The sequence below is a fragment of the Pseudomonas sp. BCA17 genome (assembly GCF_004519405.1).
In the GTDB taxonomy this organism is placed as follows: Bacteria; Pseudomonadota; Gammaproteobacteria; order Pseudomonadales; family Pseudomonadaceae; genus Aquipseudomonas.
The window spans coordinates 354,619-370,292 of the sequence record NZ_SGWI01000005.1; the positions used below are offsets into that span (position 1 = coordinate 354,619).

Annotated in this window: 15 protein-coding genes; 10 read left to right on the forward strand and 5 right to left on the reverse strand. The window is 59.9% G+C overall.

Annotation, left to right across the window (positions count from 1 at the left end):
• Positions 1–40: 40 nt before the first annotated feature.
• From EXW71_RS20205 to EXW71_RS20225, 5 genes are all read right to left on the reverse strand, one after another.
• Complete coding sequence (locus tag EXW71_RS20205; protein WP_134660091.1) at positions 41–2,092, reverse strand: bifunctional diguanylate cyclase/phosphodiesterase; 2,052 nt, start codon at positions 2,090–2,092, stop codon at positions 41–43.
• A 160-nt stretch (positions 2,093–2,252) separates the two neighbouring features.
• Entirely contained in the window at positions 2,253–2,456 is a 204-nt protein-coding gene (locus EXW71_RS20210; protein WP_134660090.1) for a hypothetical protein, read from the reverse strand.
• 128 nt (positions 2,457–2,584) lie between these two features.
• Positions 2,585–3,181, reverse strand: a complete 597-nt coding sequence (locus EXW71_RS20215) for a superoxide dismutase (protein WP_003212997.1) — start codon at positions 3,179–3,181, stop codon at positions 2,585–2,587.
• A 178-nt stretch (positions 3,182–3,359) separates the two neighbouring features.
• Positions 3,360–3,959 (reverse strand): LysE/ArgO family amino acid transporter, encoded by a 600-nt coding sequence (locus tag EXW71_RS20220; RefSeq protein ID WP_134660089.1) that lies wholly within the window; start codon positions 3,957–3,959, stop codon positions 3,360–3,362.
• A gap of 5 nt (positions 3,960–3,964) precedes the next feature.
• Positions 3,965–4,366, reverse strand: coding sequence for an ACT domain-containing protein (locus EXW71_RS20225; protein WP_134660088.1), 402 nt, complete (start codon positions 4,364–4,366; stop codon positions 3,965–3,967).
• Between the two features lie 102 nt (positions 4,367–4,468).
• Here EXW71_RS20225 and EXW71_RS20230 point away from each other — a divergent pair, with 102 nt between their 5' ends.
• The 10 genes from EXW71_RS20230 (at position 4,469) to EXW71_RS20275 (ending at position 15,569) form a co-directional block, all read left to right on the forward strand.
• Positions 4,469–5,365, forward strand: coding sequence for a LysR family transcriptional regulator ArgP (locus tag EXW71_RS20230; protein WP_134660087.1), 897 nt, complete (start codon positions 4,469–4,471; stop codon positions 5,363–5,365).
• Positions 5,366–5,461: 96 nt separating this feature from the next.
• Positions 5,462–6,460 (forward strand): NAD(P)-dependent oxidoreductase, encoded by a 999-nt coding sequence (locus EXW71_RS20235; RefSeq protein WP_123715669.1) that lies wholly within the window; start codon positions 5,462–5,464, stop codon positions 6,458–6,460.
• A 127-nt stretch (positions 6,461–6,587) separates the two neighbouring features.
• Positions 6,588–7,415 (forward strand): ATPase, encoded by an 828-nt coding sequence (locus EXW71_RS20240; RefSeq protein WP_123715668.1) that lies wholly within the window; start codon positions 6,588–6,590, stop codon positions 7,413–7,415.
• A 113-nt stretch (positions 7,416–7,528) separates the two neighbouring features.
• Positions 7,529–8,788 carry an AGE family epimerase/isomerase gene (locus EXW71_RS20245; RefSeq protein WP_134660086.1) on the forward strand — a complete coding sequence of 420 codons (1,260 nt, stop codon included), beginning with the start codon at positions 7,529–7,531 and terminating at the stop codon, positions 8,786–8,788.
• Positions 8,789–8,892: 104 nt separating this feature from the next.
• Positions 8,893–10,179 carry an ABC transporter substrate-binding protein gene (locus EXW71_RS20250; RefSeq protein WP_134660085.1) on the forward strand — a complete coding sequence of 429 codons (1,287 nt, stop codon included), beginning with the start codon at positions 8,893–8,895 and terminating at the stop codon, positions 10,177–10,179.
• A 100-nt stretch (positions 10,180–10,279) separates the two neighbouring features.
• Positions 10,280–11,188 (forward strand): carbohydrate ABC transporter permease, encoded by a 909-nt coding sequence (locus EXW71_RS20255; protein WP_123715665.1) that lies wholly within the window; start codon positions 10,280–10,282, stop codon positions 11,186–11,188.
• A complete protein-coding gene (locus tag EXW71_RS20260) occupies positions 11,181–12,026 on the forward strand; it encodes a carbohydrate ABC transporter permease (protein ID WP_134660084.1) in 846 nt (281 codons plus the stop codon). The genes EXW71_RS20255 and EXW71_RS20260 overlap by 8 nt, the downstream gene beginning before the upstream one ends.
• A gap of 2 nt (positions 12,027–12,028) precedes the next feature.
• Positions 12,029–13,189, forward strand: coding sequence for an ABC transporter ATP-binding protein (locus tag EXW71_RS20265; RefSeq protein WP_123715663.1), 1,161 nt, complete (start codon positions 12,029–12,031; stop codon positions 13,187–13,189).
• An 84-nt stretch (positions 13,190–13,273) separates the two neighbouring features.
• Entirely contained in the window at positions 13,274–14,620 is a 1,347-nt protein-coding gene (locus tag EXW71_RS20270; protein WP_134660083.1) for a carbohydrate porin, read from the forward strand.
• Positions 14,621–14,723: 103 nt separating this feature from the next.
• Positions 14,724–15,569 carry a D-hexose-6-phosphate mutarotase gene (locus EXW71_RS20275; protein ID WP_134660082.1) on the forward strand — a complete coding sequence of 282 codons (846 nt, stop codon included), beginning with the start codon at positions 14,724–14,726 and terminating at the stop codon, positions 15,567–15,569.
• Positions 15,570–15,674: the final 105 nt, after the last annotated feature.

A 15,674-nucleotide genomic window follows, 5' to 3' on the forward strand; every position in this document is an offset into this window, starting at 1 on the left:
AGGGTTATACGCGGGAAATATTTGGTATCGCTTTGCCCGGTCAGTGAATCGCTGCATTGTTGCGTTCGGACTGTTTCAAATAGGCCACCAACTCACGCGCCGGCAGTGGTTTGCTGTAGTGGTAACCCTGGCCCTCATGGCAACCCTCGGAGATGATGTAGGCCTCTTGCTCGATGGTTTCAACGCCCTCGGCAATCACCTGCATGCCCAGGCTTTTACCCAACTGGATGATGGCGCGCACGATGGTGGCATCGTCGTCGTCGTCGAGCAGGTCCTGGACGAAGCTCTTGTCGATCTTGATCTTGTCCAAAGGCAAGCTTTTCAGGTAGCTCAGCGACGAATAGCCGGTACCGAAGTCATCGATGGCGATCAGCGCGCCTGAGCGCCGCAGGCTCAGTAAGTGCTGGGCGGCGGTGCTGATGTCTTCCATCAGGCCGGTCTCGGTGACTTCCAGCTCCAGGCTGCGGGGTGGCAGGCGGTAGATCTGCATCAGGTTGTTGACCACCCGCGGCAGCTCGGTGTGGTGCAACTGCACGGTGGACAGGTTGACCGCCATGCGCAGCGTGGTGAAGCCCAGGTCGTGCCATTCGCGCAACTGCCGGCATGCCTGGTCGAGTACCCATTCACCAATCGGAATAATCGTACCGTTCTGTTCCGCCAAGGGGATAAACAGATCCGGTGGCACCAGGCCGTGTTCCGGGTGCTGCCAACGTATCAGCGCCTCTACGCCGACCACGCGATGGTCGAGGTAACTGATCTGTGGCTGATACACCAGGTGGAATTGGTCCCGGCTCAGGGCCTCGCGCAGGTCTTTTTCCAGTTCGCGGCGGCGGCGCATTTCGCTGTCGACGCTGGCGATATAGAACTGATAGCGGTTGCGCGAGCGGCTCTTGGCCAGGGTCATCGTCTGTTCGGCTTTTTGCAGCAGCTTCTCGGTGCTGTCGCCGTCTTCCGGGAACAGCGTGATGCCGATGGTCGCGCGCAGGCGGATCTGATCCTGGTCGAGGGCGAATTCCGCCTCCAGGTCGTCCAGGATGCTTTGTGCCAGCTCGGCCGCCTCGTAAGGCTGGTCGATATCGGCTTGAACCAGCGCGAACTGATCGCCACCCAGGCGGGCCAGTGCGCCGAGGCGGCCGCTGTGGGCACGCAGACGGTCGGCCAGCGCCAGCAGCAATTTATCGCCGGCCTGGTAGGTAAACTGTTCGTTGACGCTCTTGAAGTCGTCCAGCCCGACACACAGCACCGCCACACGGCGTTGGCGGCGGCCGGCGTCGATCAGGATCTTGTCCAACTGCTCCTGCAACTTCTGACGATTCGGCAGGCCGGTGAGGAAGTCGTACTGGGCCATGCGCAGCAGGCTGGATTCGGCTTCGTGACGCAGGTGAGTATTGCGCTCGATGGACTCGAGCAACTGGTTGGCCGTGTTGATCCACAACCCCAGCTCATTGCGTTCATGGCCTTTGAGCTGGGGGATTTTGTGTTCGCTGGGCCGGTCCGGGTTGATTGAGGTCAAATGCTCGATGATTCGCGACAGCGGTTTGGTCAGCAGCCAGTGATAAACCAGGTACAACACCAGGCCCATGGCCAGGGCGCGCAGCACGCCGGAAATAAAGATGATCACCGAACTGACAATAAAGCCTTTGCCGTAGGTGGCCGTGTCCAGGGTGATGCTCAGGTCGCCGTAATATTCGCTGTAGGGGCCTTTGCCGACCAATGAGGTGGTGAAGGTGCGTTCCCGTCCAAGAATCAGGTCGGTCAGCCAACGGGTAGGCGATTGCTGCAAGGCGCGGCTTTTTTCCGCGAGCATGGTTTCGTTGGGATGGCCAATGGAGGCCATGCGCACGGCGTCGTCCTGGAACAGACCCTCGATGACCTGCATCCCCATCTCGCGGTCCAGGCTATAGACGGCCTGAGTCGAGGGGTCGCGAAACATGTCGAGAATGCGTTGGGCATCGCCCGCCACGGCCTGGTGTGTCTTGTAGGCGTCGAACACAATCTGCGCCACGCTTAAAGCCACGCCCACGATCAATGCCGACAGCAGCACAACCCGTAGCAACTTCACCGACAAGCTGTTTTTGAGTTCCAGCTTCAAAGGGTCATTCCTTGTTCCGTGCGGGTGGCCTCAATATGCCATGAGTATTGGCAATCTCGGGTTGGCAGTCAAAGGAACATTGGGGCAAAAGCAGGTTTGGAGTGTGCATCGAAGTGGTGCAGGGCGGATTTGCATCCGCCTGCTGGGCGCGCAGTCAATATCAGAAGGTCAGCGTACGCTTTGCTGTTTCCTGGGTGCTCGAAAAATCCAGGCTTTTGTTTTGAGAGTCCAAGGCGTTGCCCAGTGCTTTGGCCAGCACATCGGCGAACGGCTGGGCGAGCGGGGCGACGGCTTTGGTGACCTCTCCAACGGCTTTGGCGGCATCGCCGATGATGGGCAGCGCTGCGAGTGCTCCAATAGACATAGTTAATTCTCCGACAGGTATGAAAGGCGAATTCCTCTCCATGCCTGGGTGGCGTTGCCTGATCGCTCAGTTCCGTTGCCCACAAAAAAGCCCGGCATGCGCCGGGCTCTTTCTACTGCAAGTGTTGCTTAGGCAGTGAAGGTCTTGCCTTCGAACTGCTCAGCCACGAACTTCCAGTTGACCAGGTTCCAGAACGCTTCCACATACTTTGGACGCACGTTGCGGTAGTCGATGTAGTAAGCGTGTTCCCAGACGTCGCAGGTCAGCAGCGGGGTGTCGCCGCTGGTCAGCGGGTTGCCGGCGCCGATGGTGCTGGCCAGGGCCAGGGAACCGTCAGCCTTTTTCACCAACCAGCCCCAACCGGAACCGAAGGTACCGACGGAAGTCTTGGTGAACTCTTCCTTGAACTTGTCGAACGAACCGAACGCAGCGTTGATGGCTTCAGCCAGCGCGCCGGTAGGTTGGCCGCCGGCGTTTGGCGCCAGGCAGTTCCAGTAGAAGGTGTGGTTCCAGACCTGAGCGGCGTTGTTGAAGATGCCGCCCGAAGAGGATTTAACGATCTCTTCCAGGGTCTTGCCTTCGAACTCGGTGCCTGGCACCAGGTTGTTCAGGTTCACGACATAGGTGTTGTGGTGCTTGTCGTGGTGGTACTCCAAGGTTTCCTTGGAAATGTGCGGCTGCAGGGCATCGTGTGCGTACGGCAGCGGCGGCAATTCGAAAGCCATGATAATTCTCCTAATCAGGTCAGTTGCGGTGAGCGCAAGGCCGATCACGGGCGGCCAAACAAGCGCCGGGGAGTTTGAACTCTTTGCGGCGCAGGGTCCGGATCATAGCACCGGGGGTGTGGCAAAACCACGCAACAACTGTGTGGGATAGAGGTTCCAGAGCGTTTTGGAATATTCCTCAGGCGCTGATCAATTGATAGGCGACGCTGAACATCATCACGGCGACCAAAAGGTCCAGCAGGCGCCAGGTTGCCGGGCGCGCCAGCCAAGGGGCCAGCCACGCCGCGCCCAGTGCCAGAGTGGCGAACCACAGGAACGACGCACTGGCCGCACCGGCCACATACGCACCCGGTTCGGTCTGCTGAGCACCCAGGGAGCCAATCAACAGCACTGTGTCCAGGTACACGTGGGGATTGAGCAACGTCACCGCCAGGGCACTGAGCAAAACGGCGCGCAGCGAGCGCACCTTGAAGGCGTCGCCTTGTTCCAGGCTCTGCTTTGAGCACGCCCGACGTAGCGCCAAGGTGCCATACCACAACAGGAAGGCTGCGCCACCCCAGCGGGCAATCGCCAGCAGCAGCGGGTTCTGCGCCAGCACCGTGGCCAGGCCGAACACCCCGGCGGCGACCAGAATGGCGTCGCACACAATGCACAGTGCCGCCACCGGCAAGTGATGCTCGCGGCGCAAGCTTTGCGCCAATACGAAGGCGTTCTGCGTGCCGATCGCCATGATCAGCCCAAGGGCCACCAGCAGCCCGTTCACATAGCTCTGCCACATAAGGTCTACTCCGCGTCCGCTGCCAATTGCCGCAACACGTGCATGGCACGCTCGGCGTCGGCGCGGCCGACAAACAAGTGGTCGTGGTAATAACCGGCAATCACGTTGCAGCTGATGCCGGCCTTGCCCAGTGCACTGGCGAAAGCGGCAGTCAGGCCCACGGCTTCCAAGGCCGAATGCACGTTCAAGGTGATCCAGGCCGCGACGTATTCGAAGGCCAGGCCGGCTTGTTGCGCTTGTTGGCGCTCGACGATCAGCGTCAGGCCTTCCTGCTCGCGAAAGCTGCCGATGACTTCGCAGCCTTCGGGAATACGTTGGTCGGGCACGGTGCAGAACACGTAGTCGCCCTCATTCAACTGTGGGCTCATGCTGCGTAGCAGGGTTGCCAGGGCGGTTTCGCCAGCCATATGAGGGATTCCTTTGAAAAGTTGGGAAGCAATGCTGGTTATTTTCACGGCGCAGGCTGTATAAGAAAAACCAATATTGCTGATCGCTCATTAGGAAAACTGATGTTCGACTATAAATTGCTTTCCGCGCTGGCGGCGGTGGTGGAACAGGCTGGCTTCGAACGCGGTGCACAGGTATTGGGATTGTCGCAGTCGGCGATGTCCCAGCGCATCAAACTGCTGGAAGCGCGCATCGGCCAACCGGTGCTGGTGCGGGTTACACCGCCGACGCCCACGGACATCGGGCGGCGGTTGCTCAACCATGTGCAACAGGTGCGGTTGCTGGAGCGCGACTTGCAAAGCCAGGTGCCCGCGCTGGACGAGGAGGGTATGCCCGAGCGGCTGCGTATCGCCCTGAATGCCGACAGCCTTGCCACTTGGTGGGCGCAGGCGGTCAGCGATTTCTGCGCCGAACAGCATGTGTTGCTGGACTTGGTGGTGGAGGACCAGACCGTGGGCCTCAAGCGCATGCGCGCCGGTGAAGTGGCGGCTTGTATCTGCGCCAGCGAGCGCCCTGTGGCGGGCGCGCGCAGCCTGTTGCTCGGCGCCATGCGTTATCGGGCGCTGGCCAGTCCGGCCTTTATTGCCAGGCACTTTCCCGAGGGCGTGCGCGCCGAGCAACTGGCGCGCACGCCGGCTTTGGTATTCGGTCCGGATGATTTCCTGCAGCACCGTTACCTGGCGTCCCTCGGGGTGGACGGGGGTTTTGAGCACCATCTATGCCCCTCCTCCGAAGGCTTTATCCGGCTGACAGAGGCTGGCCTGGGCTGGGGCCTGGTGCCCGAATTGCAGGTGCGCGACCAGTTGGAGAAGGGCGTATTGCTCGAGTTATTGCCAGATAAGCCCATCGACGTGCCGTTGTACTGGCATCATTGGCGCAGTGGCGGTCAGCTGTTGGGGCTGTTGACCAACCATCTCGCCCAGGCGTGTGGCCAATGGTTGGTGCCCTATCAGCAGTAACAAGCGTCAAGCTGCAAGCTGCAAGAAAAGCTTGCGGATCGTTTTTAACTTGTAGCTTGAGGCTTGACGCTGACAGCTGCATCCGTAGGAGGCTTCATGAAGATTCTGGTCACCGGCGCAAGCGGCTTCATCGGCGGGCGTTTTGCGCGTTTCGCCCTGGAGCAAGGCCTGGACGTGCGGGTCAACGGGCGACGCGCCGAGGGTGTGGAGCACCTCGTACGGCGCGGTGCCGAGTTTATCCAGGGTGATTTGAATGATGCCGACCTGGTACGCGAGCTGTGCCGTGACGTTGAAGCCGTGGTGCATTGCGCCGGCGCTGTCGGGCTGTGGGGCAAATACCAGGACTTTCATCAGGGCAATGTGCTGGTGACCGAAAATGTCGTTGAAGCCTGCCTGAAGCAACGGGTCGGGCGGCTGGTCCACTTGTCGTCACCGTCGATCTACTTTGACGGGCGCGATCACCTGGGGTTGACCGAAGAGCAGGTGCCCAAGCGTTTCAAGCACCCCTACGCCGCCACCAAATACCTGGCGGAGCAAAAAGTCTTCGGTGCCCAGGAATTCGGCTTGGAAGTGCTGGCCCTGCGCCCAAGATTCGTGACCGGTGCCGGTGATATGAGCATCTTTCCGCGCTTGCTGAAGATGCAGCGCAAGAATCGCTTGGCCATTGTCGGCGACGGCCTGAACAAGGTCGACTTCACCAGCGTGCACAACCTTAACGAAGCCCTCCTCAGCAGTTTGCTGGCGCCGGGGTCGGCCTTGGGTCGGGCCTACAACATCAGCAACGGCACGCCGGTACCGGTGTGGGATGTGGTGAACTACGTGATGCGCCAGATGGGCCTGCCTCAGGTTACCCGTTATCGGTCCTACGGCTTGTCCTACAGCGTGGCAGCATTGAACGAGGCTTTTTGCGCCATGTGGCCGGGTCGCCCGGAGCCGGCGTTGTCACGCCTGGGGATGCAGGTAATGAACAAAGATTTCACCCTGGACATCAGTCAGGCGCGGCATTATCTCGACTACGAGCCCAAGGTCAGCCTGTGGACCGCGCTCGACGAGTTCTGCGGTTGGTGGAAGGCCCAGGATCCCGGCCTGAAGTAGCCCCACGATCCGTGACACATCGGGAACCGAATTCGTGGTTCCGGGTCGACCAGTGCGCGGGGAACGCGGTTTATAATCCCGGCGCTCGGCCTTCCAGCTAGCCATCTCATTGATTCAAGGTAGATTCATGCGTAACGATGCTAAAGACGATGATTTCGACAACGTTCCCAGCCTGCGGGCTGATCAAGGGGATGACGATGATTTCGCGCCGACTCCCGCCACCTCCGTACGCTCGCGCAATACCAAGGTGGTGACGGTCAAAAGAGCCAGCACCGGCCCATTGTGGGCATTGGTCGGTGCACTGCTGATCGCCTTTGCCGGTCTTGCTTGGTGGAGCTTCCAGCAGATTTCCCTGATGGGTCAGCAGTTGGTCGCCACCCAAGAGAGTTTCGCGCGCATCAGCGAGGAAGCGGCGGGGCGCCTGCAGGACATTTCCGGCAAGGTCGTGGCCAGCGAGGCCAATGTGAACAACGGCAGCGAAGCGCTGAAGTTGCAGATCAAGCAACTGGAGACCCAGTTGCTGGAGCAGGGCAAGCAACAAGTCGGCGTGGCCGGCCAGGCGAGTGAACTGGACCAGCGTCTTGCGCAGATGACCACCAACACCACCGAGCTGGCCAGCGCCAATGCCAAGTTGCAGGGCCAGGTCCAGGCCTTGACCGACGCAGTCGCCAGCCTCAAGGCGACGCAGGGAGAGATCAAGGAACTGTCGACCGACGTGGCCGCCTTGAAGAAGCAGGGCAACCCGAGCGCCGCTATCGCCCGTCTGGAACAGGACCTGCTGGTACTCAAGAGCGCGCAGGAAAATCAGCCCGCCAACAGCGACGCGCCGACCAATAAAGAGTTCGACGTGTTCCGCATCCAGACCACGCGCAACATCACCACCTTGCAGAGCCAGGTGCAGAACTTGAATCAACGCCTCAATGCACCGGCGGCCGCCACGCCGCTCGGCCAGTAAATGTTGCGGGTAAATGTCACCGCTTGGTGACATTTGCCATCGGCTTCGTTACATGCCCCTTTGGCGGCCTTGGTTAGACTTCGGTCATCCCATAAAAAAAACAAAGGCCACCCATGACCACGCAACCACTGCCTGCCAGCAGTTGGCTGAATGCACCTGCCCATCACGCCTGGCTTGCGAGCGAAGGCCAGCGACTGCTGGCATTTGCCAAAGCCTCTCAGCTGCCTGACGGCTTCGGCAACCTTGATGACAAGGGCCAACTGCCGGCCAATGCCTACGCCGAAACCATGAACACCGCGCGAATGACCCACAGCTTTGCCATGGCCCATGTCATGGGGTTGCCGGGTTACGCCGACCTGGTCGCCCACGGCGTCGCGTCGCTCAGTGGACCACTGCGCGACAGTGAACACGCAGGCTGGTTCGCCACCCCCAATGCCCGCGATGGCAACCATGGCAAAGCGGCTTACCTGCATGCATTTGTCGCCCTGGCCGCCAGCTCGGCGGTGGTGGCCGGCGCACCTGGCGCACAGAACCTGCTGAACGACGCCATCCATATCATCGATCAGTTCTTCTGGAGCGAAGAAGAAGGCGTGCTGCTCGAATCCTTTGCCCGGGACTGGACGGGTGTCGAGGCCTATCGCGGCGCCAACAGCAACATGCACGCCACCGAGGCATTCCTGGCGTTGGCCGATGTGACGGGTGATCCACGCTGGCTGGACCGTGCGCTGCGTATCGTCGAGCGGGTTATACACACCCATGCCGCGGCTAACCGATTCATGGTCATCGAGCACTTCGACGTTCATTGGCAACCGCTGCTCGGTTACAACGAAGACAACCCGGCCGACGGTTTTCGCCCTTACGGCATTACCCCAGGTCACGGTTTTGAGTGGGCGCGGCTGCTGCTGCACCTGGAGGCCGCACGTCTGCAGGCGGGGTTGGTCACGCCGGACTGGCTGGTGACCGATGCTCAAGGCCTGTTCGCCAGCGCGTGCGAGGGCGCCTGGGCCGTGGATGGCGCTCCCGGCATCGTCTATACCCTGGATTGGAACCACCGTCCGGTGGTGCGCGAACGTCTGCATTGGACCCACGCCGAAGCCAGTGCCGCTGCCCAGGCACTGCTCAAACGCACCGCGGATCCGCATTACGAGGTGTGGTATCGACGCTTCTGGGAATTCTGCGAGACCCACTTTATCGACAGGACCAACGGCAGCTGGCACCACGAACTTGATGCCCACAACGTGCCCAGCAGCACCATCTGGGGCGGCAAACCGGACCTGTACCATGCCTGGCAGGCGGTTGTGCTACCCGTACTGCCCTTGTCACCCAGTATGACCAGTGCTTTAGGCCGGGGCTTATATGTCACAAGGTGGTGACATTTGTGCGTCCCTTTGTTACCTGCGCCCTGAACATCCATGTTTAAACTCCGTGCAGCGCAAGCTCTAGACTTGCATGCATAACAACAAGAAAAGGTACTCAGATGAACGCGATTAATCGCCTCGCCGTCGCTATTTCCATTGCCTCGTTGTTTCCCCTCAGTGCATTTGCCGCCGACTCGAAAGGGACGGTTGAAGTTGTGCACTGGTGGACCTCCGGCGGTGAAAAAGCGGCCGTAGATGTCCTGAAGGCCCAAGTCGAGAAAGACGGCTTCACCTGGAAAGACGGCGCCGTCGCAGGTGGCGGTGGCGCCACCGCCATGACCGTGCTGAAAAGCCGTGCGGTCGCCGGCAACCCACCAGGCGTTGCTCAGATCAAGGGTCCGGACATCCAGGAATGGGCATCCACCGGCCTGCTCGACACCGACGTGCTTAAAGACGTCGCCAAAGACGAAAAGTGGGACTCCCTGCTCGACAAGAAAGTCTCCGATACCGTGAAGTACGATGGCAACTACGTCGCCGTTCCGGTCAACATCCACCGCGTGAACTGGCTGTGGATCAACCCGGAAGTCTTCAAGAAAGCCGGTATCACCAAGAATCCGACCACCCTCCAGGAATTCTACGCAGCCGGCGACAAGCTCAAGGCCGCGGGCTTCATTCCGCTGGCCCATGGTGGCCAGCCTTGGCAGGACAGCACCGTATTCGAAGCGGTGGTGCTGTCGGTAATGGGGGCTGACGGCTACAAGAAAGCCCTGGTTGACCTGGACAATGCCGCGCTCACCGGCCCGGAAATGGTCAAGGCGCTGACCGAACTGAAGAAAGTCGCGACCTACATGGACGTCGATGGCAAAGGCCAGGACTGGAACCTCGAAGCGGGCAAGGTCATCAACGGCAAGGCCGGCATGCAGATCATGGGTGACTGGGCCAAGTCCGAGTGGACCGCCGCCAAGAAAGTCGCCGGCAAAGACTACGAATGCGTAGCCTTCCCGGGCACCGATAAAGCCTTCACCTACAACATTGACTCCCTGGCAGTGTTCAAGGTGAAAGACAAGGGTACCCAGGCCGGTCAGCAAGACATCGCCAAAGTCGTGCTGGGTGAAAACTTCCAGAAAGTCTTCAGCATCAACAAAGGTTCGATCCCGGTTCGTAACGACATGCTCCATGAAATGGACAAGCTCGGCTTCGATTCCTGCGCCCAGACCGCGGCCAAGGACTTCCTTGCCGACGCCCAGACTGGCGGCCTGCAGCCAAGCATGGCGCACAACATGGCTACTACCCTGGCCGTGCAAGGTGCGTTCTTTGATGTCGTGACCAACTACATCAACGACCCGAAAGCCGACCCGGCCGACACCGCCAAGAAACTCGGCGCTGCGATCAAGTCGGCTAAATAAAAATAAGCTGCAAGTTGCAAGCTACAAGCTGCAAGTCGTGTGTTGTATGTCTTGACGCTTGGCGCTTGCAACTGCCTTTACTCTTTCAGTGGATTTTCCCATGAGTTCTGTTGCTGTGTTCAGCAAGGCCTCGCCGTTCGATGCATTGCAGCGCTGGCTTCCCAAACTGGTGCTGGCGCCCAGCATGTTCATCGTTCTGGTGGGCTTCTACGGCTACATCCTGTGGACGTTCGTTCTGTCGTTCACTACGTCCACGTTCCTGCCGAGCTACAACTGGGCGGGGCTTGCGCAATACGCGCGGTTGTTCGACAACGACCGCTGGTGGGTGGCGAGCAAGAACCTGGCGGTTTTCGGCGGGATGTTTATCGGCATCACCTTGGTGATCGGCGTGACACTGGCGATTTTCCTCGACCAGAAGATCCGTCGTGAAGGCTTTATCCGCACCATTTACCTGTACCCGATGGCGCTGTCGATGATCGTCACCGGTACGGCCTGGAAATGGCTGCTCAACCCGGGCATGGGCCTGGACAAACTCCTGCGTGACTGGGGCTGGGAAGGCTTCCGTCTCGACTGGCTGATCGACCCTGATCGCGTGGTTTACTGCCTGGTGATTGCCGCGGTGTGGCAAGCCTCCGGCTTCATCATGGCGATGTTCCTGGCAGGCCTGCGTGGGGTTGATCAATCGATCATCCGTGCCGCGCAGATCGACGGTGCCAGCCTGCCGCGCATCTACTGGAGCGTGGTGCTGCCCAGCCTGCGCCCGGTGTTCTTCAGTGCGGTGATGATCCTGGCGCACATTGCGATCAAGAGCTTCGACCTGGTCGCAGCCATGACCGCCGGTGGCCCGGGCTACTCGTCCGACCTGCCCGCCATGTTCATGTACTCGTTCACCTTCAGCCGTGGCCAGATGGGCATGGGCTCGGCCAGTGCGATCCTGATGCTCGGCGCGATTCTCGCGATCATCGTGCCTTACCTGTATTCCGAGCTGAGGACCAAGCGTCATGACTAGTCTTGCTGCCAAACCTGCCATCAGCCTTAGCCGCATCGCGATCTATGCGGTGCTGATCCTCGCTGTGCTGCTTTACCTGGTGCCGCTGGTGGTCATGCTGCTGACCAGCTTCAAGACCCCGGAAGACATCAGCACCGGCAACTTGCTGAGCTGGCCGACCGTGGTTTCCGGCATCGGTTGGGTGAAAGCCTGGGCCACCGTGGAGGGCTACTTCTGGAACTCGATCAAGATCACCGTTCCGGCCGTGCTGATTTCCACCGCCATTGGGGCATTGAACGGTTATGTACTGTCGTTCTGGCGCTTCCGTGGCTCGCAGTTGTTCTTCGGCCTGCTGCTGTTTGGCTGCTTCCTGCCGTTCCAGACCGTGCTGCTGCCCGCGTCGTTTACCCTCGGCAAGATGGGCCTGGCCAGCACCACCACCGGCCTGGTGTTTGTGCACGTGGTCTACGGTCTGGCGTTTACTACACTGTTTTTCCGTAACTACTACGTGAGCATTCCTGACGCGCTGATCAAGGCCGCACGGCTGGACGGTGCAGGTTTCTTCACCATCTTCCGTCAGATCATTCTGCCGATGTCGACGCCGATCATCATGGTCTGCCTGATCTGGCAGTTCACGCAGATCTGGAACGACTTCCTGTTCGGCGTGGTGTTCTCCAGCGGCGACTCCCAGCCCATCACGGTGGCGCTGAACAACCTGGTCAACACCAGCACCGGGGCCAAGGAATATAACGTGGATATGGCGGCGGCGATGATCGCCGGGCTGCCGACCCTGCTGGTCTATGTGATCGCAGGCAAGTATTTCGTGCGCGGCCTCACGGCTGGCGCGGTCAAGGGGTAATCATGGCTACGCTTGAACTTCGCAATGTAAACAAGACCTATGGCGCCGGCTTGCCCGACACCTTGAAGAACATCGAGCTGTCGATCAAGGAAGGCGAATTCCTGATCCTGGTCGGCCCCTCGGGTTGCGGTAAATCCACGCTGATGAATTGCATCGCCGGGCTTGAGACCATCACCGGCGGCGCGATCATGATCGGCGATCAGGACGTCAGCGGCATGAGCCCCAAGGACCGTGACATCGCCATGGTGTTCCAGTCCTACGCGCTGTACCCGACCATGAGCGTGCGCGAGAACATCGAGTTCGGCCTCAAGATCCGCAAGATGCCCCAGGCCGATATCGACGCCGAAGTGGCGCGCGTGGCCAAGCTGCTGCAGATCGAACATCTGCTCAACCGCAAGCCGGGCCAACTCTCCGGCGGTCAGCAACAGCGCGTGGCCATGGGCCGTGCACTGGCGCGTCGACCAAAGATCTACCTGTTCGACGAACCGCTGTCCAACCTCGACGCCAAGCTGCGGGTCGAGATGCGCACTGAAATGAAACTGATGCACCAGCGTCTGAAAACCACCACGGTCTACGTGACCCATGACCAGATCGAAGCGATGACCCTGGGCGACAAAGTGGCGGTGATGAAGGACGGCATCATTCAGCAGTTCGGTACGCCGAAAGAGATCTACAACGACCCGGCCAACCAATTCGTGGCGAGCTTCATCGGTTCGCCGCCGATGAACTTCGTGCCGCTGCGGTTGCAGCGCAAGGACGGACGCCTGGTGGCGCTGCTCGACAGCGGCCAGGCCCGTTGCGAGTTGGCGCTCAATGTGTCGGACGCCGGCCTTGAAGACCGCGACGTGATCCTGGGCTTGCGCCCGGAGCAGATCATGTTGGCGAATGGCGAGGGCGACAGTGCGTCGAGCATTCGTGCCGAAGTCCAGGTCACCGAACCGACCGGCCCGGACACCTTGGTGTTTGTGCAACTCAACGACACCAAGGTCTGCTGCCGCCTGGCGCCTGATGTGGCGCCCCAGGTTGGTGAGACCCTGACCCTGCAATTCGATCCGGCCAAGGTCCTGCTGTTCGACGCCAACTCCGGTGAGCGTCTGGGCACTGCCGCCGCATCGCCTGCACACGGGCATACCGGCAACGTGGCCCAATTCAAAGGTCGTTGAGTCTATAACTTGTTGTTTTAGATAAAAAATGTAACCCGCGTTAGATAAAAACAGTTTAATAACAATAAAGACGAGGATGTAGGGATGAAAAAGCAACACAACAATACTCGGCTGATCTGCCAACTGTCAGCAGCAGCCGCTCTGGTATTGTCCGCCAATGCGATGGCGGCCGATGCGTTCAGCGCCGATTCCAAGTGGATGACCGGCGATTGGGGCGGCGAGCGGACCAAGCTGATCGAGCAAGGTATCGATATCAAGGCTGACTACGTCGGGGAGATGGGCTACAACGCCCACGGCGGTTATAACGATGACAAGACCGGTCGCTACTCTGACCAGTTCGGTCTTGGCGTGGCACTGGACCTGCAAAAACTGTGGGGTTGGGACAATACCCAGGCCAAGATCCAGTTGACCAACCGTAATGGCCAGAACATCTCCAACGACCGTATTGGCGACCCGCGTGCCGAAACGCTGAGTTCGTCCATGGAAGTCTACGGCCGTGGCCACATGGTGCGCCTGACCCAGTTCTGGATCCAGCACCAGATGTTCGACAACAAGCTGGACGTCAAGCTCGGTTACTTCGGCGAAGGCGAAGACTTCAACACCTTCCCGTGCGACTTCCAGAACCTGTCGTTTTGCGGCTCGCAAGTGGGTAACTACGTCAACACCTGGTACAACTGGCCGGTGGCGCAGGCCGCCATCCGCGTGAAGTACAACATCACGCCTGAGCTGTATGCGCAAATCGGTGCATACAACCAGAACCCGTCGCAGCTGGAGCACGGCAACGGCTTCAAACTCAGCGGCAGCGGCACCAAGGGCACCGTGATTCCGGTGGAATTGGTCTGGTCGCCGAAGGTCAATAACCTGCCGGGCGAATACCGTGTGGGTTACTACAAGAGCGCAGCCGATGCTCCGGACGTGCGTGAAGACGTCAACGGCAACGATAAGGTCCTCACTGGCGCAGACTTCCGTACCCGCAGCAGCAAGAAAGGCTACTGGTTCGTTGCCCAACAGCAACTCACCACTCACAACGGCGACGCTTCCCGTGGCTTGAACATTGCGGCGAACGCCACGTTCCACGACAAGGAAACCAACGTGGTCGACAACTATCAGTCGCTCATGCTGGTGTACAAGGGCCCATTCGACGCGCGTCCAAAAGATGACGTCGGTATCGGTGCTGCGCGCCTGCACGTCAACAATGACGTGAAAAAGAACGCGGAGCTGCTCAATGCCGCCAACGGCGTCAGCGATTACGACAATGCGCTGTACACGCCGATCCGCGAAACCGAGTACAACTTCGAAATCAACTACGGCTTCCACGTCACCAACTGGCTGACCGTGCGTCCTAACCTGCAATACGTCGTGCAACCTGGCGGCGTGGACAAAGTCGACAACGCGTTGGTAGCGGGCCTGAAAATTCAGTCTACGTTCTAACGCTGTTGCGATAAGCTCCTTCTCTCTGTGCGCATTTTGCGGGTAGCCATGGCTATCCGCTTTTTTTTGGGCTGCACTGTGATGATATTCAGGACCGTGGCACATGCATGAGCATCCGCTGCAACGCTTTTTCAAATCCCTGCGCGAGCGTCCGGTGTTCGCCTGGGAGCGCTTTCAGATGCGCGACGTGCTGGTGATTGACCATCCGCTGTGCCAGGCGGTGTTCAGTCGCCAGGGCGCGCAATTGCTGCATTTCCAGCCGCGTGGCCAGAAGCCCTGGTTGTGGTGTGCGGCCAAGTGGCCGCAGGTCGGAGCCATCCGTGGTGGCGTGCCGGTGTGCTGGCCTTGGTATGGTCGTCACCCGAGTGAGAACGCGTGGCCGTCCCATGGCTGGGCGCGGCTGATCGACTGGAAGCTGCTCGACAGCAACACCGACGACGATGGCGTGCGTCTGCACTGGCAATTACGGCTGTGCGACTGGCAGGTCGACCTGCATGCGCACTTGGGTGAAACCCTGGAGTTGCGCCTGAGCACCGAGCATCAGGACGAACTTCCTTGCCAGTTGAGCCATGCTTTGCACGCTTACTGGCGTATTGGTCATGTTGATGAGATAGCGCTGTCCGGGCTCGACGGGGCGCAAGGTTATGACCAGCTCAATCGCCAGGCCTGCCAGCAGGAAGGCGAGTTACGAGTGGACGGTGGCTGCCAGCGGGTGTTCCAGCATGAGGGCGAATTGCACCTCAAGGATCATGCCTGGCAGCGCGAATTGTGCATCGACACCGGTGACAGCGCGGATACCGTGGTGTGGCACCCGGGCAGCCGGCCGTTGTTGGGCGTGAGCTTCAACGAGGCGTCGGGGTTTGTATGCGTGGAGTCGGCGATGGCCGGGGCCAGTCTGGCACCGGGGGAGAGGGCGCATCTGAGTCTGCAGGCGCGAGCCGGGGTTTGACGGTGTGGCTGGTGGTGCCATAGGGAGCAAGCCCCTTCCTGCATTCGACTGCTTTCCCATATTGGAGCTCGGTCAAGTGCAGGAGGGGGGCTTGCTCTCGATCAG